Source organism: Roseomonas sp. AR75 (genome assembly GCF_005222815.1).
GTDB lineage: Bacteria > Pseudomonadota > Alphaproteobacteria > Acetobacterales > Acetobacteraceae > Falsiroseomonas.
Genome location: NZ_STGB01000006.1, coordinates 69,063 through 93,872, shown reverse-complemented (window position 1 = coordinate 93,872; position 24,810 = coordinate 69,063). Strand labels below are relative to the sequence as shown.

Genomic DNA, 24,810 nt, shown 5'->3' with positions numbered 1-24,810 from the left:
CCGGCAGGTATGCCGGATGAGCGGGTTCACGGATATCCGGGCGCAGGGCTGGGTGGCGCGGCTGCCTTCCTCCTGGCGACCCTACATGCTGCTGGCGCGGTTCGACCGGCCGATCGGTGCCTGGCTGCTGGTGCTGCCGGGCTACTGGGCCATCGCCGCCGCGGCGCCGGGCTGGGCGGAGGGCGCGTGGCTGGTCCTGCTGTTCACCCTCGGCGCCTTCGCGATGCGCGGCGCGGGTTGCGTGGTGAACGACCTCTGGGACCGCGAGCTGGACCGGCAGGTGGAGCGCACGCGCGGGCGGCCGCTGGCCTCCGGCGCGGTGACGCCGTGGCAGGCGGTGGCGTTCCTCGCGGCGCTGTGCGTGATCGGCGCGGCAGTGCTGTTCTCGCTGCCGAAGACGGCGATCGTGGTCGGGTTGTTCTCGCTGGTGCCGATCGCGCTCTATCCGCTGGCGAAGCGCATCACGGACTGGCCACAGGCGGTGCTGGGCTTCGTCTTCTCCTGGGCGGCGCCGACCGGCTGGGCGGCGGCGACGGGCACGCTGGAACCGGCCGCCTTCGCGCTCTGGGCGGCGGGCTTCTTCTGGATCCTCGGCTACGACACGGTGTACGCGCATCAGGACCGCGAGGACGATGCGCTCGTCGGCATCCGCTCCACCGCCCGAAAGTTCGGCGCCGATTCGACCGCTTTCGTGTCGAACTGCTACGCGGCGACGATCCTGCTGCTCGGCGTGGCGGGAATTCTGGCGGATGCCTCCATCGGGTTCTTCCTGGCGCTGCTGTTGCCGGCCTGGATGCTGTCGCGGCAGGCACAGGCGCTCGACATCCACGACCCCGCGCTGTGCCTGCGCCTGTTCAAGTCCAATCGCGAAGCCGGGCTGGTCATCGCGCTGGCCTTCCTGATCGGCCGGCTGTGACGCCGGAGGACTTCGTCGCCGCGCATACCACCGTCGCGCGCGCATCCCTGGTGCCGGAGATCGCGCTGCACCTGGCGACGGAAATCACGCCGATCTGGCAGGCCACCGAGGATTGGCTTCGCGAGAAGAACATCGAGCCGCCCTTCTGGGCCTTCGCCTGGCCCGGCGGGCAGGCCACCGCGCGGATTCTGCTGGACGAGCCCGCGCGTGTGCGCGGCAAGCGCGTGCTGGATTTCGCCGCGGGGTGCGGAATCGCCGCCATCGCCGCGGCGATGGCCGGCGCGGCGCGCGTGGAAGCGGCGGAGATCGATCCGCTCGCCCTGGCTGCCATCCGCCTCAACGCCGCGCTGAACGGCGTGGCTGTGCAGACGCCGGAAGGCGACATCGTCGGCGCGGCATGCCGCTGGGACGTCATCCTCGCCGGCGATGTCTGCTACGAGGCGCCGATGACCGCGCATATCCTGCCCTGGCTCCGCGCCATGGCGTCGGAATGCGAGGTCTGGGTCGCCGATCCCGGCCGCGCCTACCTGCCCGGCCACGGCCTGGAGCCGATGGCGCGGCACGCCGTGCCGACCAGCCTGGAGCTGGAGGACCGCACCCTGCGCGAGGTCACGATCTTCAGAATGCTGCCGTAACCCCGCCGCAACCCACGCGCAGCATCCTGCGCGCCATGCGGATTTTTCGCTTCGTCCTGCTGTTCCTCTGCGTGGCGCTGCCGGTCCTGGCTCAGACCGAGCGGCGCTATGACGATCGCGGCCGCTATATCGGCCGGGCCGAGCGCAACGGCGACACCACGCGCTTCTACGACGACCGCGGCCGCTATGTCGGGCGCGCCGAGCGCAATGGCGACACCACGCGCCACTACGACGAAAGCGGCCGCTACACCGGCCGCGCCGAGCAGCGCGACGGGTCGGTCCGCCGCTACGACGACCGCGGCGCCTATTCCGGCCGCAGCGAATACGGGCAAGGCACGCGCCGTGACTACGATGACCGCGGCCGCTATGTCGGACGCGCGGAGCGCAGCGGCGGCGCCGTGCGGCAATACGATTCGCGCGGGCGCTACGAGGGGCGGATCGAGAAGCGCCCCTGACTCCCTCACCGCAGGAAGCCGCGATAGCCCTCCTCCAGCGCCCGCTCCCGCCCCGGCCGCGTGATCTCCCACAGCGGGTTGTCCACCGCCAGGCGCTGGCCGCCATCGCGCTGCACGCCGCGGATCAGCGCGCTCGCGATGTTGCGCGTCGCGATGCCGAACAGGTCCAGCGGCACGCGCACATAGATGCCGCGGTCGAAGCTGCCCTCCCCGAAGGTCGCGAACGGCACGTCGGTGAAGGTGGCGAAGCCGCCCACCTCGATGCCGCTGTCGAAGCGCCGCCCGATCTCGATCGTGCCGCCCCAGTCGCCCGCGAGATACCGCCCCGCGCGCAGCACCGTGTAGAGCCCGTACCATGGCAGGTCCGTGTAGAGCGAAACCTGCCCCGTCGTCACGTTGTAGCCCAGCGTGCCGAAGCCGCCGTCGTAGTCGCGCTGCACCACCTGCGCGATGTCCACGCCCAGCGCATAGGGCTTGTCATAAGGCCGCCACAGGAGCTCCGCCGAGACGCCGCTGTACATCGGCTCCAGGATGCCGGCGGTGACGCGCGCGAACAGGTCGCGCGCCGGCGCCCAGATGCGCTCCGCATACAGCGCCGGAATCGCGACCGAGCCTTCCTGCGCATACCGCGCATAGTCGCTGCGCACATGCGGCAACTGGCTGTCCGATGGCAGCCCGCCATCCAGGTTGCCCATCAGCGCCAGCGAAAGGCTGCCCGCCAGCGCGAAGCCGTAGCCTGCCTCCGCCCGCGCGCCCGCCACCGCCGCCACCTGCCAGCGCAAGGTGCGGGAGGGATCGCCAAGGATCGTCTGCACGCGCGGCTCCACGCCCCAGGTGAAGCCCGGCCCGCCATTCATCCGGCCGAATTCATCCGCCGCCGCAGGCCCGAGCTCCGACACGTAGAACAGCTCCTCCGCGCTGCCATGGCCGCGGAGCGCGGCTTCGAAGGCGGCGCGCGGAATCCGCAGCCGCGCGATCTCCGTCCCGGCCAGCCGCCAGGACAGCACGACGAGCTGCACCTCCGCCGGCAGGAAGGGCTGCGCCGCGCGCATCACGCGCCCCGCCACCTGCGCCAGCGTGCGATACGGCCCATCCGCCACGGCGATGCGCGCCTCGGCGCCAGCGATGCGCAGGGCCACAGGACGGAACCCCGCCTCCCGCAAGGCAGCCTTCGTAGCTTCCTCCGCATCCGGCAGCGTCGCCTCGGGGCGCGACGCGATCGCCGGCGGCAGGGCCTGCTCGATCTCCGGCGGGTTCGCCGGATCGAAGCGAGCCGAGAGGCGGAACACGAAATCCGTGCCGTAGAGCCAGCCGGCGCCGATATCGAGCCAGCCATTCGACCATTGCACCCCGTAGTTCACGCGGCTGCGCGCCTGGCCCGCCAGGCTCGCGACATTCGCGGGATAGCCGCCGCGCTCGTCGCGCAGCGCATCGCCCGAAACCTCCACCTTCGCGCGGATGCCCTCCACGCTGCCCAGCGGCGTCCAGAGCGGCGGCAGCGAATACTCCAGCCCGCCGAACAGCGAGACATCCTCGCCGCGGAAATACGTCCCCGGCCCCAACAACCCGCCCTCGCCCACCTCCCGGTCTCGCTGCTCGAAGCGGGGCGAGATCAGGGTCAGCGGGTTCTGCACGTCGTTGTACGTTCCGAGCCGCCCCCACCCCATGCCAGCCGTGACATCCAGCGGCCCGAAGCGCTTCGACGCGACGATGTACTCGCCGCCATAGATGCCGGTGCCGATGAAATCCTGCAGCCCGATCGCCACCGCGGGCCACAAATCGTCCTCCTCCACCAGCCGGATCTTCACGTCGAAGGAGCGGTCGGTCGTCATGCCGCTGCCGGTCGTGCCATCCAGCCGCTCGGCAATGCGGAACGTCGTCTCCAGCCACGGCAAGGCCTGGAAGTTCACGAACCACAGCCGCCGCTGATGCCGCAACGACGCCCCCGCCTCCAGCGTGCCATCCGGCCGGAACCGCGCATTGCGCATCTCGAGCAGACCCACGCCCCCGAGATCCGAGCCAGTGCCGGGCACCTCCTGCGCGTTGGCGGGTGCCGCGGCGAGAAGTGCTATGAGGGCCAGTGCTTTGGCGGGGGCACTGCCACCGCGCCCCCGCCGGGGAGCTTGAAGCTCCCCGGACCCCGACACTCGTTTATGTCCCGAAGGGAGGGGGGCACTTCGGCCCCCCTCCCTTCGGGACATGAAGGGAATGCAGGTCCAGGAAGCTCAGCTTCCTGGTGGGGGGTGCAGGGGGGCAACGCCCCCCTGCCGAGGCACCCGCCCTCACTGCAGTTCGCGCGCGATCACCGCCAGGGCCGCGGAGGAGATCGTCACCTGGCTCAGGATCGCCGTGAGGTCGCGGATCAGGCCGCGGGTTTCGAAGGGGGAGGGGTCCTGCGGCACGACCACCAGGCTGCCGGGCGGCACGGGCGGCCCGCCGCTCTGCCAGCCGGACATGCCCGCGGGGGATGACTGGCCGTTGGGCAGCACAACGAAGGCGCGGGAGGTGTCGGCGAAGCGCTGCGTGCCACCGGCCGCGCGCACGTAGTCGCTGGCGCGCCAGCCGGAGACGAATTGCAGGCTGCCCGCGTTCAGCACCGCGCCGACGACGGTGACCTCGTTCGGCCGCTTGGGGATGACAATGAGGTCGCCCGGTTCCAGCAGCACGTCGAGTTCGGGGCGCGCGGCGAGCACCACCGGGTTGGCCTCCACCACCATGCGCCCCGCCGCCTGTGCCTGGCGCAGCGTGTTGGCCAACTCGCGCCCGGCGTTGACGAGGCCGCCGAGGTCCACGCGCTGCTGCCCGAGCCCGCCGGCATTCGCCTGGCCCGCGGCGACGGAGAGCAGCGAGGATTCCAGGTCGCGCGCGGAGCGTTCGAAGCCCTGCTGCTGGCGGATGCGCACGCTCTCCCGCGTGAAGACCGTGCCGAAGGCGTAGGCCTGCGGCGTCAGCCCGCCGGCGCGCGCCAGCAGTTCGGAAAGCCGCTCGCCGCGGCGGATGTCGTAGACGCCGGGCCGCACCGCCTCGCCCACCAGCGTGACCGGTCCGGTCTCGCGGTCGGTGAAGCCGCGCGGCACGCGGATGACGTCGCGCGGCGAAAGGCGCACGGCGCGGAAATTGCGGCTGCGCAGGTCGAGCAGCGTGCGGGTCAGGGGGATCGCGCCGCTCTGGTCGTTCGGTTCGCGCGCGAGTTCCACGGCGGAGAGGTCCGCCCCATCCGTGATCCCGCCCGCCGCCGCCAGCACGAGGTCGAGGCCGGTATCGTCGCTGATCGGGAACAGGCCGGGCTGCTTCACCTCGCCCGTCACCAGCACGGCGGTGTCGATCAGGTACGCGAGCAGCGGGGGATAGTCGAGGAAGACCTGCGGGCAGAGCGGCGCGCCGATGTCGGGAAAGCCCGCGCCGCGGGCGAAGGCGAAGCGCGCCGGCGCCGATCGCGCGGCGATGGCAAGCTGCGCGAGCGCCGGGCAGGCCTCGGCGGGCGGCGCCTCGCCCCGCAGGGCGCGCTGGACGGGCGGGCTGGCGAGGAAGGCGATGTCGGCATTGCCGAGCACGATCACCTCGTCGCCTTCCTGCAGCCCGGGATTGGCGCCGCCCTGCATCACGCGGGCCAGGTCGAAGGGCACGAATTGCCGCACCCGCGTGCGCGGATCGAGCCGCAGGATCACGCCGAGCCGCGGATACGGATCGGGCTTCAGCAGCCGCGGGTCGGCCAGCAGCGCGCGCAGCGTGCCGCCGCGCGCGGCGGCACGGGTCACGGGTGCCGAGACATGGCCTGCCAGTCGCAACCGGTTCGCCACAACGTCCGCACCCGGCTGCACCAGCACGGAATCGCCGCGCCGCACGATCCCGCCGGCGCCGAGCTCGGTGAAGGAGCGCCGCCCCGCGCCGTCCGTGCCCTGCACCAGCAGCCGGTTGCCGGCCGGCCGCAGCGGATCGCCCGCCAGGCCGAGCATCGTCGTCACCGGGGCGGAAACCGCGCCGGCCGGAAGCTCGTAGATCGCCGGCCGCGTCACCTCCCCGGCCACCGCGACGACGCCGCCCAGCGCCGGCACCAGGATGCGGTCGCCCTCGCGCAGGCGGATGTCGGGGTTGCCCGGCACGCCGGCGATAACGGTGTAGAGGTCCAGCACGCGGCTGCCGCCGGGCCCGTCGATGCGGATGGCGCGCAGCGACCCGGTCTTGCGCACGCCGCCTGCCAGTTGCAGCGCATCCAGCACCGTGGCCAGCGCGGTCAGCGGCTGCATCCCCGGCCGCATCACCTCGCCGCCGACGAAGATCGCGATCTGACGCACCTGGCCGATGGACAGGAACAGCTCCGTGCCGGGCATGTCGCGCGCGACGCGCGCTTCGAGGTCGGCGCGCAGTTCGCGCAGCGTGCGCCCGGCGGCCGGGATGGGCGGGAAATCCGGGGCGAGGATCGTGCCGTCGCGCAGCACGCGCAGCGTCAGCGTGGCGCGGGTGCGGCCGCGCAGCGCCAGCAGCAGCTCGTCGTCGCGGCCGACCATGTAGTCGTCGGGCAGCGCACCGATGACAGGGCTGGAAGGCGGTCCGCCCCGGAAGCTGTCATAGCCGAACTGGCGCAGCGGCATGCCCAGCCGCTCGGCGAAGAACGCCTCGGTGTGGGAGAGCGGGTCGCCGTTCTGCTGCCAGGCTGGCGGCGGCATCGGAGCCGGATAGGATTGCGGCGGCATGGCGGCCGCCGGCGCGGCCGGGGCCGGCAACGGGCCGGGCGGCGCGCGACCGCCGGCGGCATCCAGGATGCGCTGCAGGATTTCCTGCTGGGCACCGGCCGGAAGCTGCGGCAGGGGCAGGCCGCCGGGCAGTGTTGGCGGCAGGGGCGGCGGCGCCAGGGTGGCGCTGCCGGGCCCGACCGGCGCGCTGGGCTGGCCCGGTCCGGTCTGCGCCAGAGCCGGAACGCCAAGCACGAGGGTCACCAGCAACAGGGCTGCACGTAACCGAGGCAGTCTCAACTGCAAGATGAAATTGTGCTGCATCATTCACGACCTGTTGTAGCATAGTCAGGCAGTCCATGCTTGACCAAGCCGCTTCTTCGCCGAGCCATGACGTTCTGGTTGCGTACCCGCCAGGGTCGGCAGCCGGCACGGGCAGGGCCGGCCCGCTGCTTTCCGCTGCCTGGCGATTGGGGCCACGCCCGCTGGGCCTCTGGATCGCCGACCGCGCGGCGCGGAAGGTCGGTCTGGCCCGGCGATGGCTGCGGGACGGGCCTGTTCCGGTTTCTCCCTTCCTGCCCGGCCGCGCGCCGCCCCCAGCCGGGCTGGCGGATGCGGCGGCGGCGCAGGTGCTGGCCGCGGTGGCGGCGCTGCCGGAACGGCCCGACTGGCATGGCGGCTTCGATCCCGTGGCGCATGCGCTCGACATCGCGCTGCATCGCGCCGGCGGCGCCCGGTCGGTGTGGGAAGCGAACCGCCTGGCCGCACTGCCGCTGCTGGCGCAGGCCGCGCGGATTGCACCCGAGGCGGCCCATCTCGCCCGCGCCGAGTCGCTGCTGGCGGATTGGTGCCGCGCCAACCCGCCCTTCCGCGGCGTCGCCTGGGCCTGCGGCCAGGAAGCCGCCTTCCGCGCGCTCCACCTGGCCCTGGCGCTGGCGCTGCTCGAGGCCGACCGCAATCCGCCGTCGGGCGCGCGCGCGCTTCTGGAATGCTGCGCCGCGCGGATCGCCGCGACGCCGCTCTATGCGCTGGCGCAGGACAACAACCACCCGATCAGCGAGGCCGCCGGCGCTTTCGCCTGCGCGCTGCTGCTCGGGCGCGATACGCGGGCCGCGGCGGCGCGGCTTTCGCGGTGCGTCGCGCGGCTGGTCGCGTCGGATGGCGGCTTCTCCCAGGTCTCGCCGGGCTATGCGCGGGTGCTGCTGGACACGCTCTCGGTCGTCGAGTGGCTGCGCCGGCGGCATGGCGCGCCGCCCTTCCCCGCGCCGCTCGCCGATCGCGCGGCGGCGCTGACGCGCTGGCTGCACGGGCTGGTCGACCCCACGACCGGCGCGACGCCGCCTCTGGGCCTGGAGGATGGCTCGGCGCTGGCCGATCTCGCGCTGCGCGGTCCCGCCGATGCGCGCGGCAGCCTGGAGCGCGCGGCCAGGCTTTTCTGCGCGTCGTCGGCTGATGCACCCGATGATCCCGGTTGCGCCTGGCTCGGCCTGGCGACACCGCCAGCGATGCTGGCGCGGCCGGCGCGATGGAGCGCTGCCGGCAGCATGGGCTGGCGCGAGGGCGACGCCTTCGCGGTGCTGCGCACCGGACCACTGCGCTTCCGGCCCTTCCAGTGCGACCTGCTGCACCTCTCGCTGCGCAACGGCGACGACTGGGTGATCCGCGACGGCGGCACCGGCAGCTATGACCCGCCGGCGGATTGGTGGTGGCCGGCGCTCTCGGGCGCCGCCGCGCACAACGCGCCGGTCTTCGACGACACCGAGCCGATGGCCCGCGCCGGACGCTTCCTGCTGGCGGGCTGGCCGCGCATGGCGGCGCTGCCCGATGGCGCCGTCGCACGCGATTCGCGCGGCAACCGCACGGAGCGCCGCATCGCCGTCGCCGGCCGCGCCTGGACCGTAGCGGATCGCCTGCGCGGGCCGTTCCGATCCGTCGCCTGGCATTGGCGCCTGCTGCCGGGCGACTGGACTCTGCACGCCGATGGCATCACCGGTCCCGCCGCGACGCTCCGCGCGCAGGCCGATGCGCCCTTCGCCTGCGAACTGCTCACCGGTTGGGAAAGCCCTGGCTACGGCCGCATCCGCCGCGTGCCCGTGCTGCGCATCCGCGCGGACGCGCCCATCCGCGACGTGACGACCACCATCACCCTGCACGCGGAGGCAGCAGCCGATGCCGCTCGATGACCTGTTCGCCGGCCTCTGGGCGCGCCGCGTGCGCGTCATCCTACTGGCGCTGCTGTTCCTCGGCGCCGGCGCCACGACCGTGCTGCTCTGGCCGCGCAGCTATGTGGCGGAAGCCACCGTCGCGCCGGCGGAGACCACCGGCATCGCCACCTCCACCCTGCTCTCCGCCACGCCCACCATCGGCGGGCTGCTCGACCCCCGCCCGACCGGCAACTTCGCGATCTATCTCGGCGCGCTGCGCTCGGTGGAGGCGGCGCGCGCACTGGCGGCGGAGACGCCGATCCTCGATGAACTGACCACGTGGCGCACCGCCTCGCCTCGCGGCGAGATCCGCGCGCTGCTCGGCCTGCGACAGGCGGCGGATCTTGACGACCTCCGCTCCTGGCTCGAACGGAACCTCGGCGTCACGCAGAATCTTGGCGCCGTCACCTGGACGATCTCGCTCGCGCATCCCGAGCGCGACCAGGCGCTGGCGCTGCTGGAACACCTGCACGGCTTCGCCGAGGCCAAGGTGCGCGCCGACCTGGAGGAACTCGCGCGCCGCCGGGTCGCCGCGCTGGAGGATCGGCTGAACCGCGAGCCCGACCTCTACATCCGCCAGTCGCTCTACGAACTGCTCGCGCAGAGCCAGCGCGCCGGCGTGGTCGCCGCCGCGGATGAGGCGGTGGCGGCGCGGCTGGTCTCGGCGCCGAGCGTGGGCATCCGGCCCAGCCTGCCCAACCGCCCGCTGTTGCTGCTGCTGCTGCTGGTCGCCGCGCCCCTGGCATCGCTGGCGCTTGTCGCTGCCGGCGTGCTGCTGCGCCGCGCCCGCCGCCCGCCGCCCTTCGGCGCGCTGCCCGAGCCCGCCGAATGATCCCGGCGCCGCGCCACGCTTTGGCCCTGGTGGCCGGCTGGCTGGCCGCGACCCTGCAGCTTGCAGGCGCGCTGAAGACCGCGCCGCCCTTTGCCGCCCTGCCCTTCGACCTCTCGCTGGCCGCCTTCGCCCTGCTGCTGCCGCTGCTGGCGGTGCTGGCGACCACCGCGCGCTGGCGGCTCGATCCCGTGCTGGCGCTGCCGCTGGCGGCGGCGCTGCTGCTGCCGCTTTGGCTGGTGATCGCGGGAAGCTGGACCGCTTCCCGCCTGGTCGCCGCGGACAAGCTGCCGGAGGTGGTGCTGGCCGGGCCGGCGATGCTCGCCATTGGCATGCTGGTGGGCGCCGAGCCCGCCGCGCGCCGCGCGCTGGCCGCGGCCTCGCTGCTGATCGGCGTGGTGCTGGCGGCGGTGATCCTCTGGCGCTTCGCTGGCGGCTGGCGCGCCGCGCTCGACCCCGAAGCAGGCAAGGTGCATCACCAGCTCGCCGGCCTCGCGCTCGCCATTGCCGCGGGCCTCGCCGCGGTCCGCGCGGCCGAATCGCGCGGCGCCCTCCCCGCGCTGGGCTGGCTGCTGCTGGTGGGCGCGCTCGCCGTCGCCGCGCTGCTGCCGGGCGGGCGCACCGCGCTGCTCGCCCTCGGCCTCGGCGTCGCCCTCGCGCCGGCATTGCGGCTCGGGCTGGACGGACGCCGCGGCGCTGCCGCCGCCTGGCTGGCTGCCTGCGTCGCCGCCGGGCTGCTGTTCCTGCTGCTTCTCCTGCTCCGACCGCAGGAAGCCGAAGGGCTGCGCACCCTGGAGCGCCTGACCGGCGAGGCCGCCGGGCTGGAGGCGCGACTCGGCCTGTGGCAGGCGGCGCTGGATTGGGCCGGCCGCGCCGCGCCCTTCGGCCTCGGCACCGGCGGGTTCACCATTGCCGCGGGGCATGGCGAGCGGCGCGGCCTCTACCCGCACAACCACGCGCTGGAAGCCCTGGCCGAGGCCGGCCTGCCGGGCCTGCTGCTCTGGCTCGGCGCCTTCGCCGGCGGGCTTGTCGCCGCGATCCGGCTGCTGCGGCACAACGCGCCCCCGCGCGCCGCGCGCATCGCGGCGATGGTGCTGCCGGTCGCGCTGACGGTGATGGTCTCCACCGATCTCGGCAACCGCATGGCCTGGTTCGCGCTGGGCCTGGCGCTCAGCCTCGGCGTCGCCTCCGCGCCGGCCCGCGCATCGGTGCCCCGCCATGTATGAGCGCTGGGGTAAGCGCGTCTTGGACATCGTCGGCGCGATGGCGCTGCTGGTAGCCACCGCGCCGCTCTGGCTGATGGTGGCGCTGGCGGTGCGGCTGCGGCTGGGTTCGCCCATCGTCTTCGTCCAGCTGCGCGCCGGGCGCGGCGGCCAGCCCTTCGCACTCCTGAAGTTCCGCTCCATGCGGGCCGGGCCGGGCAGCGACGCCGAGCGGCTGGACGGCTTCGGCCGCCTGCTGCGCCGCAGCGGCCTGGACGAGTTGCCCCAGCTTTTCAACGTGCTGCGGGGCGAGATGAGCCTGGTCGGGCCGCGACCCCTGCCGCTCGACTACCTCCAGCACTACTCCGCCCGTCAGGCGCGCATGCTGCGGGTGCGGCCCGGCATCGCGGGGCCGGGCGTCGCCGCCGGCCGCAATGCGGTGCCCTGGGGCCTGCGCCTGGACCTTGCCGTGGACTACGCCACCACGCCACCGACCCTCGGGGCCGACCTGCGGCTGATCCTCGGCACGCTGCGGGTCTGGGTCTCCGGCCGCGGCGCCAGTGCGCCCGGGCATGCAACATCGCCGCCCTTCCACGGCCCGGATGGGAACATCGGTTGAACTGGTTCGGTTGCATCACATCCAGCGCTTGCTTCGGTCACCAATTATCAACCATGATGCGATTGTGAGCTGAGGATAATTCGCCTTGACGGTTCATGGCGTGGTGCTGCCCGGGCCTGTTATCCGCAATCCGCTGCTGCGCTTCCCGCGCCCAACCCGGCCAAGGCTGCTGCTGTCGCCCCCCGCCCTCGCCGGCACCGAGTTGGACAGGCTGCGGGCGACGCTCGAATCCGGCTGGGTCGCCCCCGCGGGTCCGACGCCCGCCGCCTTCGAAGCCGCGCTGGCCGAGACCACCGGCTTCACCGATGTCCTGGCGACCACCGCCGGAACGGCGGCGCTGCATCTCGGCTTCCGGGTGCTCGGCGTGGCGCCTGGGGACGAGGTCTGGGCGCCCACGCTCACCTTCGTCGCCACCGTCGCGCCGGCGGTGCAGATGGGCGCGGTGCCGCGCTTCCTGGACGCCACCGGCCCGGGCGGCACGCTCGATCCCGGCCTGCTGGCCGAGGAACTGTCCCGCGCCGCGCGCCGCGGCAGGCTGCCCCGCGTCGTGGTGCCGGTGGACCTCTACGGCCAATGCTGCGACCTCGACGCCATCGGCACCGCCTGCGAACGCTGGGGGGTGCCGGTGCTGTGCGACAGCGCGGCGGCGATGGGCTCGCTCGGCCGGGGCGGCCAGCATGCCGGCCGTGGCGCGCGGCTCGCGGCCTTCTCCTTCAACGGCAACAAGATCGTCACCACCGGCGGCGGCGGCGCGCTTGCCGCCGACGATCCCGCGCTGATCGCCCGCGCCCGCGCGCTGGCCGGCCAGGCGCGGGAGCCTGCGGCGCATTACCAGCATGAGACGACGGGCTACGCCTATGGTCTGTCCTCGGTCCTGGCCTCGCTGGGGCTGGCGCAGCTTCCCGCCCTGCCTGAGCGGGTGGCGCGGCGCCGCGCGATCTTCGCCGCCTATGCCGCGGGGCTCGGCGACCTGCCCGGCCTGTCCTTCCTGACGGAGCCGAACTGGGGCCGGTCCAATCGCTGGCTCACCGTCGCGCTGATCGAGCCGGCCGCCTTCGGCGCCGACCGGGAGGCGGTGCGCCGCGCGCTGGATGCGGCCGGCGTGGAAAGCCGCCCCGCCTGGAAGCCGCTGCACCTGCAGCCTGCGTTCCGTGATGCGCCCTATTCCGGCGGGGACGCGGCGGCGGCGCTGTTCGACCGCGGCCTCTGCCTGCCCTCGGGCAGCACGATGACACCGGCGGAGCAGGCGCGGGTGATCGAGACGGTGCGGGCCTGTGCCCGGCGCTGAGCCGGCTACGCTTGCGCGCGCCCATGCCTCCGCACGCTCCGCGCGCGTGCTGCGCATTCTCTACCTGCACCAGCATTTCTCCCGGCCCGAGGGCAGCACCGCAACGCGGTCCCTCCACCACGCCGCGGCGCTGGCGGCGGCGGGGCATGACGTCACGCTGCTCTGCGGCCGCTACCAGGGCGCGGTGACAGGCCTGGAAGGGCCGTTCCGCCACGGCGAGCGACACGGCATCGTCGCGGGATTCGCGCTGCGCGAATGCGACATCGCCTGCGGCAACGCCCAGGGCCTCGCCGCGCGCAGCGCCGCCTTCCTGCGCTATGCCGCGCGCGCCACGCGCGTGGCGCTCGTCGAGCCCTGGGACCTGGTGATCGCCTCCTCCACGCCGCTGACCGTGGCGATCCCCGCCCTGCTGGCGCAGCGCCGGCGCGGCACGCCCTTCCTGTTCGAGATCCGCGACCCCTGGCCCGAGCTGCCGCGCGCGCTGTCCGCGCATGGCGGCGGCGTGCCGAAGCCGGTGCTGGCGGCGATGGACCGGCTGGCCGACGCAGCCTGCCGCAACGCAAGCGCCGTCATCGCGCTGACCGAAGGCATCGCGCAGACCGCCATCGCCCGGGGCGCCGGCGAGCGAAAAACGCGGGTGCTGCCGCAGGGCGTGGATCTCGACCTGTTCGGCCCGCATGTCGCGCCCTGGCGCCCGCCCGAGATCGCGCCGGGCGAGGTGCTCGCCGTCTATGCCGGCGCGCATGGCGCCGCGAACGGGCTGGAGGCGCTGCTGGACGCCGCCGCGCTGCTCCGCGGCGCCGGCATCACGCTGCTGCTGGTCGGCGAGGGCGCGCGCAAGCCGGCGCTGATGGCGCGCGCCGCGTCCGAGAACCTGCCGGTGCGCTTCCTCGATCCGCTGCCGAAGCCGCGCCTGGCCGCGCTGCTCGCCGGCGCCGATCTCGGCCTGCATTGCCTGGCGCCGGTCGCCGCCTTCGCGGAGTGGACGGCGCCGAACAAGCTGGTGGACGGCTTCGCCGCGGGACTGCCGATGCTCACCAATGTTCCCGGCCGCGCGGCACGGCTGGTCACGGACGGCGCCTGCGGCATCGCCGTGCCGCCAGGCGACGCCGCCCAACTCGCTGCGGCGCTGCGCGCGCTTGCCGCCGATCCCGCGCTGCGCGCGCGGATGGGCCGCAATGGCCGGCGGCTGGCCGAGCAGCGCTTCGATGCGCGCCGCATCGCCGCCGATCTCGTCGCGCTGGTGGAGACGGTGGCGTGACGGGCTGCGTGCTGATGCTCTCCGCCGCGCACCCGCCCGACGACATCCGCATCGTCGCCAAGGAAGGCGCGGCGCTGGCGGCGGCGGGGCATCGCGTGATCCATCTCGCGCCCGGCGATCCGCCTGCGCCCGTGCTGCACGGCGTGGCGCTGCACAGCCACGGGCCGAAGCGCCGGGGCTGGCGCGGGCGCGTGCTGGGCATCGCCGCGCTGGCCCGCGCCGCTGCCGCGCAACGTCCCGCGGTGATCCACGCGCATGAGCCGGATTCCTGGGCGGCCGCCCGCCTCGCCGCTTGGCGCTGCGGCGCGCGCATGGTGCTGGACGTGCACGAGCATTACCCCTCGCGCCTCGATCCGCGCCTGCCGCGCGCGCTGCGCCCGCTGGGCCGCGCCGCGCTGACCGCGCTGTGCCGCCTGCTGGCGCTCGGCGCCGATGCGGTCGTGGTGGCGAAGGATGGGCTGGACGACGCCTTCGGCGGCGAAGCGCGCTGCACCCGCGTGCGCAATTACGCCGGGGATCCCGGCATTCCGCCGCGCATCCACGCGCCCGGCCCGCTGCGCCTGCTGCATCTCGGTGCGCTCGGCGCCTCGCGCGGCGCCTTCACCATGCTGGATGCGCTGGCGCTGCTGCCGGCGGATGCGCGCCTGGTGCTGGTCGGCCGCTTCACCGACGGCAGCGAGGCCGCCTTCGATGCACGCGCCGCTGCGCTGGATGTCGCGCACCGCATCGAGAAGCATGGCTGGCTGCCGCGCGAGGCGGCGCTGGCTGAGGCCGCGCGCTGCGACATCGCGCTCGTGCTGTTCCAGCCAGGCGTCGAGAACCATCGCCTGGCCCTGCCGCACAAGCTGTTCGACGCGATGCTGCTCGGCCTGCCCGTGATCGTGCCGGACTTCGCCGAGGAGGTGCTGGACGTCGTCGCCGCCGCCGGATGCGGACTGGCGGTGGACACCGCCGATGCGCGCGCCGTCGCCGAGGCCGCGCTGCGCCTGCGCGACCCGGCGTTGCGCGCGGAACTCGGCGCCTGCGGCCGCGCCGCCGCGCTCACGCGCTTCGGCTGGCCGGCGGAAGCGGCGCGCCTCGTCGCGCTCTATGCGCGGCTGCTGCCAGGCGGCGCTACGGCTTCTCCGCGCCCGTCCAGCCTTCCCCACCCGGCGGGCGCTGCAGCATCGGACGGTGGATGATCTCGCCGAGCGCCGCATAATACGGCCCGCCCAGCCGCGCGACCGGCCGCATCGCCACGCTGTCCACGCGCGTGCCGTCATAGACGCGATGCGCCAGGTGGAAGGCCACGACCTCCCCGATATAGAGCGTGTTCACACCGCGTCCGAGCGGCACGATCTTGTCCAGCCGGCACTCCATCTGCACCGGCGTCGCCGCCAGCCGCGGCACGCGTACATGCCGGCTGGGCAGCAGCGCGAGGTCGAGCGCGAGCGCCTCGCTCTGCTCCGGCGGGTATTCGAAGCCGGTCGCATGCATCGCCTCCATCGTCTCCTCCGTGGCGACGTTCACCACGAATTCGCCGCTGTCGCGGATGTTGCGCGCGGTGTCCTTGATGGCGCCGTCGCCGGCGCGCTGTGCGATGTTCACAGCCAGCATGGGCGGGCTCGTCGCCACGTAGTTGTAGCTGCTGAAGGGCGCGGCATTCACGCGCCCGGCCGCGTCCACCGTCGTGATCCAGGCGATCGGCCGCGGCACGACGCAGCCCACCACCAGCCGATAGGCCGCTGCGGTGTCGAGCCCCGCGCAATCCACGAAGGCGAAATCCTCGGCGCTCGTCATGGCCCGCATCGTCCCGGCTGCTTCCTTTTGTCCCCATAGTCCGTATGATTGACCTAAGACAAGGGATCGGCACGGCGATGCAGGACACGGCACTTCCCGCGGCGCGTTACGCCGATCTGCCCGGCGTCCGCCTCTGCTACCGCGACAGCGGCGGCGAAGGAGCGCCCATCATCCTGCTGCATCCCAACACCGGCACCAGCGCGGTCTGGGAGAAGCAATTCCCGCCGCTGACGCAGGCCGGATTCCGCGTGATCGCCTTCGACCGGCGCGGCTGGGGCAGCAGCCTGGCCGCGCCGGAGACGGGTGCGCAGCCCGGCTCCATCGCGGAGGATCTCGCCGCCCTCGCCGATCACCTGGGGCTCGACCATTTCCACCTGCTCGGCGTCGCCGGCGGCGGGTTCGCGGCGCTCGACTTCGCCGGCTGGCAGCCGGGCCGCCTGCTGAGCCTCACCGTCGCAGCCAGCAACGGGCAGTTCAGCGAGCCCGACCTGCAGGCGCTCTATGCGCGGCTGACCCCACCCGAGTTCAAGGCGCTGCCCGCCGTGCTGCGCGAGGTCGGCCCGACCTTCCGCGCCCTCGATCCCGAGGGCACGGCGCGCTGGATCGCCATCGAGGCATCCGCGCAGCAGAAGGGCGCGCCCGCGCAGCCCCTGCGCACCCCGAACACATACGAAAAGATCGGCGCGATATCCTGCCCGGTGCTGGTGATGGCGGCCGGCGCGGATCTCTACGCGCCGCCGGCGCTGATGCGCGTCTGGGCCGCGCATCTGCCGCCGCATGCGTGGCACGTGCTGCCGGAAGCCGGCCACGCCATCAACTGGGAGCAGGCGGAGGCCTTCAACGCCCGCCTGCTCGACTTCCTCAGCTCACCGGCTCGGGCTGGCGGGCATTCGGGAAGAACAGCTGCTGCCCGTTGATCTTGTAGCCGGCGATCGCCTCCTGCCCAGCGGGCGAGACCAGCCAGTCCACGAAGCGCTGCGCATCCGCCTGCTTCACATGCGCGTGGCGCTGCGGGTTCACCAGCATCACGCCATACTGGTTGAACAGGCGCGGATCGCCCTCCACGACGACCTTCAGGTCCTGTCGGTTGCGGAAGGAAAGCCAGGTGCCGCGGTCGGCCAGGATGTAGGCATTCTGCGCCGCGGCGGTGTTCAGCGCGGGGCCCATGCCCTGCCCGACCTCGCGATACCACTGGCCGCGGCCCGTGGCCGGATCGACACCCGCCTGCTGCCACAGCCGCAGCTCCGCCGCATGCGTGCCGCTGCGATCGCCGCGCGAGACGAAGGGCGCCTTCGCCGCGGCGATGCGGCGCAGCGCCTCCGCCGTGTCGCGCGTGCCCGCGATGCCCGCGGGATCGCTGGCGGGACCGACGATGACGAAGTCGTTGAACATCACATGCTTGCGCTCGAGCCCATGGCCTTCCTGCACGAAGCGCTGCTCCGCCGCGCGGTCATGCACGAACACCACATCCGCATCGCCGCGCCGGCCGACATCCAGCGCCTGGCCGGTGCCCAGCGCAACGACGCGCACCTGGATGCCGGTCTCGCGCGTGAAGATGGGCAGGATGTGACCGAACAGCCCGGATTGCTCGGTGCTGGTGGTGGAGGCGACGGTGATGCTGCGATCCTGCGCGGTCGCGGGCAGCGCCAGCGCGGCCAGCATGGCGGCCAGCAGGCCGCGGCGAAGCAGACGAAGCATGGCGTTCTCCCCGTTGGTCATGCGTTCCTGCCGCGCAGATGACGGGTGCGCACCCGCCGGGTCAAACCGTGCCCGTAGCGTTGCCTGCAGGCATTTGCCGAAGCGTGCCAGGCGGAACCCCGCCCCCTGCCCCGTGTTCCGCCCGCACACATCGGCGGAGGCCCGGCGCATGAAGGCGCTCACCTGGCACGGCAAGGAAGACATCCGCTGCGAAAGCGTGCCGGATCCCCGCATCGAGCATCCGCGCGACGCCATCATCAAGGTAACGTCCTGCGCGATCTGCGGCTCCGACCTGCACCTCTACGACAACATGATCCCCGCCATGCAGTCGGGCGACATCATGGGCCACGAGACGATGGGCGAGGTGGTCGAGGTCGGCTCCGACATGCGCGGCAAGCTGAAGGTCGGCGACCGCGTGGTGATCCCCTTCACCATCACCTGCGGCGAGTGCTCGCAATGCAGGCGCGGCAATTTCTCGCTGTGCGAGACCACCAACCGTAATGCCAAGCTGCAGGAAGAGGTGTTCGGCCGCCGCGCCGCGGGGCTGTTCGGCTACACCCAGCTCACCGGCGGCTATCCCGGCGGCCAGGCGGAATACCTGCGCGTGCCCTATGCCGACGAGACGCACATCAAGGTGCCGTCCAGCCTGACGGACGAGCAGGTGCTGTTCCTCTCCGACATCTTCCCCACCGGCTGGCAGGGCGCCGTGCAATGCGACATCCAGCCAGAAGACACGGTTGCGATCTGGGGCTGCGGCCCGGTCGGGCAGATGTGCATCCGCTCCGCCGTGCTGCTCGGCGCGAAGCAGGTGATCGCGATCGACCGCGTGCCGGAGCGCCTGGCCATGGCGCGGGCCGGCGGCGCCATCACGATCAATTTCGACGAAGAGAGCGTGATGGAGCGCATCGACCAGCTCACCGACCGCAAGGGGCCGGAGAAGTGCATCGACGCCGTCGGAATGGAAGCGCACGCCACCTCCACGCTCGACAGCGTCTATGACCGGGTAAAGCAGGCGGTGATGCTGAGCAGCGACCGCATCCATGTGCTACGGGAGATGATCTACCTCGCGCGCCCTGGCGGCGTGCTGAGCGTGCCCGGCGTCTATGGTGGGCTCGCAGACAAGTTCCCGATGGGCGTGGTGATGAACAAGGGCCTGACGATCCGCACCGGCCAGACCCATGTGCGCCGCTGGACCGACGACCTGCTGCGTCGGATCGAGGACGGCCAGATCGATCCCTCCTTCGTCATCACCCACACCGTGCCGCTGGCCGAGGGGCCGGAGATGTACAGGACATTCCGCGACAAGCAGGATGGCTGCGTGAAGGTGGTGCTGAAGCCATGACGCAACATCGCCATCGCGGCAGCGCCGGGCGCATGGCCGGCCATCTCGGCTGGTTCTCCATCGGCCTCGGCCTGCTGGAGGTCGCGGCGGCGCGGCCCCTGGCGCGCGGCCTCGGGATGCGCGGGCAGGAGACGCTGCTGCGCGCCTTCGGTCTGCGCGAGATCCTGAACGGCGTCGGCCTGCTCGCCGCCACGGACCGCCGCCCCTGGATGCAGGGGCGCATCGCCGGCGACGCGCTCGATATGGCGACCCTGCTTGCGTTCCTGCGCAGCAGCCGCAACCCCGCGGGCCTGGCGCTCGGACTCGCCGCCGTCGGCGGCGTCACGCTGCTCGACCTCCTTTGCGCGGAGGCGCTGCGCAGCGAGGAAGCGGATCGGGAGGCGCGGCAACGCGCGACCCACGCCTATGCCGGCCGCACCGGCTTCCCGCAGGGCGCGCAGACTGCGCGCGGTGCCGCGCGGGATTTCGAGCCGCCGGCCGATTTCCGTATTCCGGGTCCGCTGCGCCCCTGGCAGGCGGCCTAGATGCGCTTCGCCGCCATCACCGCGGCGGCGGAGCCGGCACCGACAATCCAGCCCCAGGCGCGCAACAGCACGCCCGGTGCGCCGCCATGCAGATCCCGCGCCTCGTCGCGGTGCTCCACCTCTTCCGCCTGGCACTGCGCCAGCAGCGCGCGGATCTCCGGATGGATGCCCTCCGCATCCAGCCGGTCGAGCTGCTGCTGGTAATGGTGGTCCACGAAGCTCTCCACCGCATCGATGGTCACATGCACCGCGCGCGGCCCGAACAGCGCCGGCAGCGCGCCGGTGAGAAAGCCCGCGACCTTCCAGATCGGCAGCAGCCGGGAGCGCCGCGCCGGCGGCAGCAGCGCCTCCAGCATGTCCAGATGCCCCTGCTCCGTCGCACGGTGCCGTGACGCGAAATCGCGCACGCCCGCGTCCCGGGAGACGGCGAGGATCCCGCGATAGATCATCACCGCACCGGTCTCCCCGGCATGGTCGCTGCGCAGTTCCTGCACGAGCCAACCCGGCATCGGCGGCAAGGAGGCGCGTGGCGGGGCGACCAGCGGCGTGCGGTGATGCGTCATGGCGCCGCCGATGTGGCGCGGCGGCGCCATGCCGCAAGATCTACAGCAGCTCGAAATCCGAGGTCAGGCGGAAGCCGGAATTGCCGCTGAAGGTGGGCCCCGGCCCGGTGCCGATGGCCAGCAGGCGCAGCACGTCGGCGCTGTCCACCGTCGCGTTGTGGTCGCGATCCTCGAAGTAATAGACGCCGAATCGCGTCGTCGAGAACCCGGTGATCACCAGGATGAGCTTCTCGAAGACCGTCGGATCATTGTTCGTGAGACGCGACCCGACCGCGTTGCGGACGGCGCTCAGCGATCCGAAGGCGTCGCCGATGACGGACACGCCTTCCAGCCGCGCCGCCGAGTAGTTCAGGCTGATGTTCTGAACGCTGCTGACGAACCATGTCGTGGAATCGGCGAGGCCGAAGCCGAAGCTGTCCACCTTGATGTAGTTGCCGTCGAACTCCGTTCCGCTCACGCTGTCGGCGCCGGCGATGTCCTGCGTGGTGTTGATGTCGGCCGTCCCGTCCGACACGGATCGCAGCAGCGCCACGTCGTCCGACGCCACGGATGCGCCGAGGAAGATGCGGTCGCCACCCACGCCGCCGACATGCACGTCGTCGCCGCTGTTGCCGACCAGCGTGTCGGCGCCGCTGCCGCCGAACAGCGTGTCGTTGCCGGCGCCGCCATCCAGGCGGAAGGCGCTGGCGATCGCGCGGCCATCCACCGCCATGCTGTCGCCGACCACGTTGATATTCACGCTGGACTGCCCGCTCTGCGTGATCAGGGTGGACGGCAGCCGTGCGGCGGATCCCGCGCCGCCGTCGAGGTTGAAGGTGTCAAACCCTGTCACCCCGGCGAACGCGCCCTGGGCCAGGGTCCGCCCCGCCGCAACGCCCACGACCAGCGTGTCGAAGGCGCCTGCGGTGCTGGCCGAGACGATGTCGAGCCCGGAAAGCTCGCCCGCGCCGAAGGTCACGCGGTTGATGCCGGCGCCGACCTGGATCTCGTCCACGCCTGCCCCGGCGAACACGGTGTCGTTGCCCGCGCCGCCGATCAGCGTGTCGTTGCCGGCGCCAAGCTCGGTCGTGACGCGCCGGTTGGAGGCGAAGGCGCTGACATCGATGGAGTCGTCGCCGTTCCCGCCGCGGATGGTGGACATGGTGAAGCCGAGCCCATCGGCGAAGGCGCCGGGCAGCGTCACCGACTGGCCGCCATTGGCCAGTTCGACGACCTCGATGCCGGAAACCCCGGCGAAGGCGGTTGCGGCCAGCGAGGCATTGCCGACCAGCCGCAGCGTGTCCGTACCGCCCTCGCCATTCAGCGTGTCGGCGCTGGTGAGATCCTCCGCGGCCACGAGGACAAGGTCGTTGCCCAGCCCACCAAGCAGCCGGTCGTTGCCGGTGCCGGCCACCAGCGTATCGGCGCCGCGGCCGCCGACCAGCGTGTCGGCTCCTTCCCCGCCGTCGAGCAGGGCGCCCAGCGGCGTGGTGAGCCGCATCACCTGAGCAACATCCAGCCGGTCGTTGCCCGCGCCCCCGATGATGGTCACCGCATCCGCCCCGGCGCTGTCGCCGATCGCGCTGGCGGCCAGCACCGTGTCGTTGCCCGATCCCATGAGGAACCGCTCGATTCCCAGCAGGCGTCCGGCCAGCGTCCCGCTGATGCTGATGCCGGCGAAGCTCTGCGCCACCCGGTCGAACACATCCAGCAGCTCCAACGTATCCGCGGAGCCGTCCTCGTCCGCGATCAGGTCGGCCGAGGTCAGGTCCGTCACCGAGACGAGGTAGCGGTCGCTGCCGCTGCCGCCATCGGCCCGGTCCACCCCCGCGCCGAGCGACAGCGTGTCGGCGCCGCTGCCGCCGAACAGCGTGTCGTTGCCGCTGCCGCCGATCAGCTGGTCGTTGCCGGTATCGCCGACCAGGCGGTCATTGCCGTCGCCGCCATCCAGCACATCGCTGCCGCCCATGCCGAACAGCACATCATTGCCGGCATCGCCCACCAGCGTGTCGCCGAACCCGCCGCCGATCAGCCGGTCGTCGCCGGCGCCGCCAAGGAACACCACCGCAAGCTGCGCCTCCATCGCGCGCAGCGTGTCGTTGCCCAGTGCGCCGTTGAGGGTCAGCGCGTTGCCGCCAGCCGTGTAGCCGGCGCCGACGGTCGCGGTCAGCGGCGTGAGGGCCGCCGCATCCAGCTCGATCCGCTCGAAGCCGGCGAGATTCGCGAAGAAGGCGGCGGACAGATTGGCGAAGGGGCCGGTCAGCCGCAGCAGGTCGTCATTGCCCGCGCCGCCATCCAGCAGGTCCTGCGCGGTCAATGCGGCGAACGCCATCTCGACCGTGTCGTTGCCGGCGCCGCCATCCACCGTGTCGGCGCCGATTCCCGGGGCGATGGAATCCGCGCCGCCGCCGCCCACCAGCCAGTCATCCCCGGCATCGCCGGTCATCGCCAGCGGCTTGGACAACACCTCGCTGCCGACCAGCGTGTCGCCCCCGCCGCTGCCGAACACGTAGAAGGCGGCCAGCGCGCCGTCGCTTGCCATCGCGTCGCCCAGCGTCACCGCGGCGCCGCCGGCCGCGGTGATCTGCAACCGCTCGATGCCGCGCACATTGGCGAAGGCGGAGGCCGCGAGGGTGATGCTGGCCGTGATGCGCAGCAGGTCGGAGAAGGCGCCGCCACCGCCCTGCACCGTATCCGTGGCGACAAGCCGGTTCGGGCCGGCGACGACGAAGATGTCCGCCACGGTGTCGGCACCGGAGAGGTTGTCGTTCGGCAGGCCTGTCAGGCTGTACGTCGCCATCGTTCTCTTTCGCCTCCCTCTTCGCGTCCCGGCAGAACGGCCTATTCTCCATGCCCATGGACGATGGAACAAGCCGCGGGCGTTCCGGACGCGGCCGGCGAGGCTGCCCGCGCCGCCACACGGCATGAGTGAAGCATCCGTCCTGGCCGCCACGCTGGCGCGCACGGGCGCGCCCCGCATCGCCTCCTTCATCGTCACGGTCTGGGGCGATGCGGTAGCGCCGCGCGGCGGCTCGCTCTGGCTCGGCAGCCTGCAGGCGATCCTCGACCACTTCGGCTGCACGCCCGGCCAGGTGCGCACGGCGATGTCGCGCCTGACCGAGGAAGGCTGGCTCGCGCGCAACCGCGTCGGCCGCAACTCCTTCTATCGCCTGGGCGCGCGCGGCGAGCAGGCCTTCGCCGCGGCCGCCGCGCGCATCTATGCCGGCGCGCCGCCCGACTGGGACGGGCGGTTCCGACTGGTGCTGCTGGCCGAACCGGCGGTGCGGGAAGCGCTGCTGGCGCAGGGTTTCGGCAACCTTCCAGGGGGCGCGATGCTCGGCGTGGCCGGCGATCCCGCGTTGCTGCCGAAGGGCGCGCCCGTGCTCGCCGCCCCGCCGCGCGACGGCGACGAGGCCCGGCTGCTCGCCGCCCGCGCCTGGCCGCTGGAAGGGCTGGCGGACGGCTATGCCCGTTTCCACGACGCCTTCGCGCCTCTGGCCGGAGCGCGCTTCCGCGCGGCGGAGGCACTGCCCCTGCGGTTGCTGCTGGTGCATGAATGGCGCCGCCTGGTGCTGCGCGACCCGCTGCTGCCCGCCGCCCTGCTGCCCGGGGATTGGCCGGGCCATCAGGCCCGTGCCCTGGCAGCGCGGCTGTACGCGCGTCTCGCGCCCGATGCGGAAGGCTGGCTGGACGCCGAAGGCCGCAACGAGGCGGGTCCCTTGCCGCCGGCCGCCACCCCACCGCGCTTCACGACCGGCTGACGCGTTACGGATTTTGCTTGCTATCGGCACCCCCTGTGACATATCAGGCGGCGTCCATGCCTCAGGGAGGACGCGCGCCCATGTACACCCAGGCGCTGAACCAGAAGGACACCGCCCCGGCCGAGGCCGAGGATCCCGTGCGCCTGGCCCGCTTCGAGGCGCGCGTCGCCGCCGAGGACAAGGTCGAGCCCAATGACTGGATGCCGGCTGCGTATCGCCGCACCCTGACGCGGCAGATCAGCCAGCACGCCCATTCCGAGATCGTCGGCATGCTGCCGGAGGGCAACTGGATCACCCGCGCGCCATCGCTGCGCCGCAAGGCCGCGCTGCTGGCCAAGGTGCAGGACGAGGGCGGCCACGGCCTCTATCTGTACGCCGCGGCGGAAACGCTGGGGACCAGCCGCGAGGCGCTGGTCGAGCAGCTTCTGTCGGGCAAGGCGAAGTACAGCTCCATCTTCAACTACCCGACGCTGAGCTGGGCCGATATCGGCGCGATCGGCTGGCTTGTGGATGGCGCGGCGATCATGAACCAGATCCCGCTCTGCCGGACGAGCTTCGGCCCCTATGCCCGCGCCATGGTCCGCATCTGCAAGGAGGAGAGCTTCCACCAGCGCCAGGGCTACGAGATCATGCTCACGCTCTGCCGCGGGACGGCGCAGCAGAAGGCGATGGCGCAGGATGCGCTGGACCGATGGTGGTGGCCGTCCCTGATGATGTTCGGCCCGCCGGATGCCGAGAGCGCGCACACCGACCAGTCCATGCGCTGGAAGATCAAGCGCTTCACCAACGACGCGCTGCGCCAGCAATTCGTCGACGCGACGGTGCCGCAGGGCCACTATCTCGGCCTGACCTTTCCCGACCCGGCGCTGCGCTTCAACGACGCCACGAAGCACTGGGAATTCGGCGCGATCGACTGGGGGGAGTTCCGCCAGGTGCTGGCCGGCAACGGCCCCTGCAACCGCGAACGGATCGAAGCGCGCCGCGCCGCGCATGCCGAAGGCGCCTGGGTGCGGGAGGCCGCGCTGGCGCATGCGGCGAAGCGCAGGGCCCGGCAGGCCGCGCAGAAGCTGGCCGCGGAGTGA

At 72.7% G+C, this 24,810-nt stretch carries 21 protein-coding genes; 15 read left to right on the top strand and 6 right to left on the bottom strand.

The features are described 5' to 3' along the window. Positions 1–16 precede the first annotated feature (16 nt). From ubiA to E4T13_RS25080, 3 genes are read left to right on the top strand one after another with little or no spacing between them, the layout of a single operon-like run. A complete protein-coding gene (ubiA, locus tag E4T13_RS25090; protein ID WP_137181100.1) occupies positions 17–916 on the top strand; it encodes a 4-hydroxybenzoate octaprenyltransferase in 900 nt (299 codons plus the stop codon). Beyond that, positions 913–1,551, top strand: coding sequence for a methyltransferase (locus E4T13_RS25085; protein ID WP_137181099.1), 639 nt, complete (start codon positions 913–915; stop codon positions 1,549–1,551). The genes ubiA and E4T13_RS25085 overlap by 4 nt, the downstream gene beginning before the upstream one ends. A gap of 35 nt (positions 1,552–1,586) precedes the next feature. Further along, positions 1,587–2,006, top strand: a complete 420-nt coding sequence (locus E4T13_RS25080) for a type IV secretion protein Rhs (protein ID WP_137181098.1) — start codon at positions 1,587–1,589, stop codon at positions 2,004–2,006. Between the two features lie 5 nt (positions 2,007–2,011). Here E4T13_RS25080 and E4T13_RS25075 read toward each other — a convergent pair whose 3' ends face one another. Next, complete coding sequence (locus E4T13_RS25075; RefSeq protein ID WP_256370483.1) at positions 2,012–4,078, bottom strand: YjbH domain-containing protein; 2,067 nt, start codon at positions 4,076–4,078, stop codon at positions 2,012–2,014. 210 nt (positions 4,079–4,288) lie between these two features. Beyond that, positions 4,289–6,943: an SLBB domain-containing protein gene (locus tag E4T13_RS25070; protein ID WP_240791287.1), complete on the bottom strand. Its 2,655-nt coding sequence runs from the start codon at positions 6,941–6,943 to the stop codon at positions 4,289–4,291. Between the two features lie 206 nt (positions 6,944–7,149). Here E4T13_RS25070 and E4T13_RS25065 point away from each other — a divergent pair, with 206 nt between their 5' ends. The 7 genes from E4T13_RS25065 to E4T13_RS25035 all read left to right on the top strand — a co-directional run bounded on the left by E4T13_RS25065 (position 7,150) and on the right by E4T13_RS25035 (position 15,263). After that, positions 7,150–8,862: a heparinase II/III family protein gene (locus tag E4T13_RS25065; RefSeq protein ID WP_240791286.1), complete on the top strand. Its 1,713-nt coding sequence runs from the start codon at positions 7,150–7,152 to the stop codon at positions 8,860–8,862. Then, the gene (locus E4T13_RS25060; protein WP_137181095.1) at positions 8,849–9,715 is read left to right on the top strand and encodes a Wzz/FepE/Etk N-terminal domain-containing protein; all 867 of its coding nucleotides are present in this window, start codon (positions 8,849–8,851) and stop codon (positions 9,713–9,715) included. Before E4T13_RS25065 ends, E4T13_RS25060 begins: the two co-directional genes overlap by 14 nt. Beyond that, positions 9,712–10,938, top strand: coding sequence for an O-antigen ligase family protein (locus E4T13_RS25055; protein WP_137181094.1), 1,227 nt, complete (start codon positions 9,712–9,714; stop codon positions 10,936–10,938). The genes E4T13_RS25060 and E4T13_RS25055 overlap by 4 nt, the downstream gene beginning before the upstream one ends. A gap of 19 nt (positions 10,939–10,957) precedes the next feature. Further along, entirely contained in the window at positions 10,958–11,533 is a 576-nt protein-coding gene (locus tag E4T13_RS25050) for a sugar transferase (protein WP_240791285.1), read from the top strand. An 85-nt stretch (positions 11,534–11,618) separates the two neighbouring features. Continuing rightward, a complete protein-coding gene (locus E4T13_RS25045; RefSeq protein WP_240791284.1) occupies positions 11,619–12,821 on the top strand; it encodes a DegT/DnrJ/EryC1/StrS aminotransferase family protein in 1,203 nt (400 codons plus the stop codon). Positions 12,822–12,867: 46 nt separating this feature from the next. Further along, entirely contained in the window at positions 12,868–14,082 is a 1,215-nt protein-coding gene (locus E4T13_RS25040) for a glycosyltransferase family 4 protein (RefSeq protein ID WP_240791283.1), read from the top strand. Further along, positions 14,079–15,263, top strand: coding sequence for a glycosyltransferase (locus E4T13_RS25035; RefSeq protein ID WP_137181092.1), 1,185 nt, complete (start codon positions 14,079–14,081; stop codon positions 15,261–15,263). The genes E4T13_RS25040 and E4T13_RS25035 overlap by 4 nt, the downstream gene beginning before the upstream one ends. Here E4T13_RS25035 and E4T13_RS25030 read toward each other — a convergent pair. Further along, entirely contained in the window at positions 15,196–15,861 is a 666-nt protein-coding gene (locus tag E4T13_RS25030) for a flavin reductase family protein (protein WP_137181091.1), read from the bottom strand. The genes E4T13_RS25035 and E4T13_RS25030 overlap by 68 nt on opposite strands. A gap of 77 nt (positions 15,862–15,938) precedes the next feature. On the opposite strand from E4T13_RS25030, the gene E4T13_RS25025 reads away from it, so the two are divergent. Then, the gene (locus E4T13_RS25025) at positions 15,939–16,778 is read left to right on the top strand and encodes an alpha/beta fold hydrolase (RefSeq protein ID WP_170985240.1); all 840 of its coding nucleotides are present in this window, start codon (positions 15,939–15,941) and stop codon (positions 16,776–16,778) included. Here the strand turns inward: E4T13_RS25025 and E4T13_RS25020 are convergent. After that, complete coding sequence (locus tag E4T13_RS25020) at positions 16,723–17,550, bottom strand: substrate-binding domain-containing protein (RefSeq protein ID WP_408906402.1); 828 nt, start codon at positions 17,548–17,550, stop codon at positions 16,723–16,725. The genes E4T13_RS25025 and E4T13_RS25020 overlap by 56 nt on opposite strands. 178 nt (positions 17,551–17,728) lie before the next feature. Between E4T13_RS25020 and E4T13_RS25015 the strand changes: the two genes are divergently transcribed. Next, the gene (locus tag E4T13_RS25015) at positions 17,729–18,901 is read left to right on the top strand and encodes a zinc-dependent alcohol dehydrogenase (RefSeq protein ID WP_137181089.1); all 1,173 of its coding nucleotides are present in this window, start codon (positions 17,729–17,731) and stop codon (positions 18,899–18,901) included. After that, positions 18,898–19,425 (top strand): cyclase dehydrase, encoded by a 528-nt coding sequence (locus E4T13_RS25010; RefSeq protein ID WP_206030304.1) that lies wholly within the window; start codon positions 18,898–18,900, stop codon positions 19,423–19,425. Before E4T13_RS25015 ends, E4T13_RS25010 begins: the two co-directional genes overlap by 4 nt. Here the strand turns inward: E4T13_RS25010 and E4T13_RS25005 are convergent. Beyond that, positions 19,422–20,018: a demethoxyubiquinone hydroxylase family protein gene (locus tag E4T13_RS25005; RefSeq protein ID WP_137181088.1), complete on the bottom strand. Its 597-nt coding sequence runs from the start codon at positions 20,016–20,018 to the stop codon at positions 19,422–19,424. The two genes, E4T13_RS25010 and E4T13_RS25005, sit on opposite strands and share 4 nt — an antisense overlap. A 10-nt stretch (positions 20,019–20,028) precedes the next feature. Beyond that, positions 20,029–22,767 (bottom strand): calcium-binding protein, encoded by a 2,739-nt coding sequence (locus E4T13_RS30935; RefSeq protein ID WP_170985238.1) that lies wholly within the window; start codon positions 22,765–22,767, stop codon positions 20,029–20,031. A gap of 124 nt (positions 22,768–22,891) precedes the next feature. Here E4T13_RS30935 and E4T13_RS24995 point away from each other — a divergent pair, with 124 nt between their 5' ends. Together E4T13_RS24995 and paaA are read left to right on the top strand one after the other, a co-directional pair. Then, positions 22,892–23,728 carry a PaaX family transcriptional regulator C-terminal domain-containing protein gene (locus E4T13_RS24995; protein WP_137181086.1) on the top strand — a complete coding sequence of 279 codons (837 nt, stop codon included), beginning with the start codon at positions 22,892–22,894 and terminating at the stop codon, positions 23,726–23,728. A gap of 80 nt (positions 23,729–23,808) precedes the next feature. Next, positions 23,809–24,810 carry a 1,2-phenylacetyl-CoA epoxidase subunit PaaA gene (gene paaA / locus E4T13_RS24990; RefSeq protein WP_137181085.1) on the top strand — a complete coding sequence of 334 codons (1,002 nt, stop codon included), beginning with the start codon at positions 23,809–23,811 and terminating at the stop codon, positions 24,808–24,810.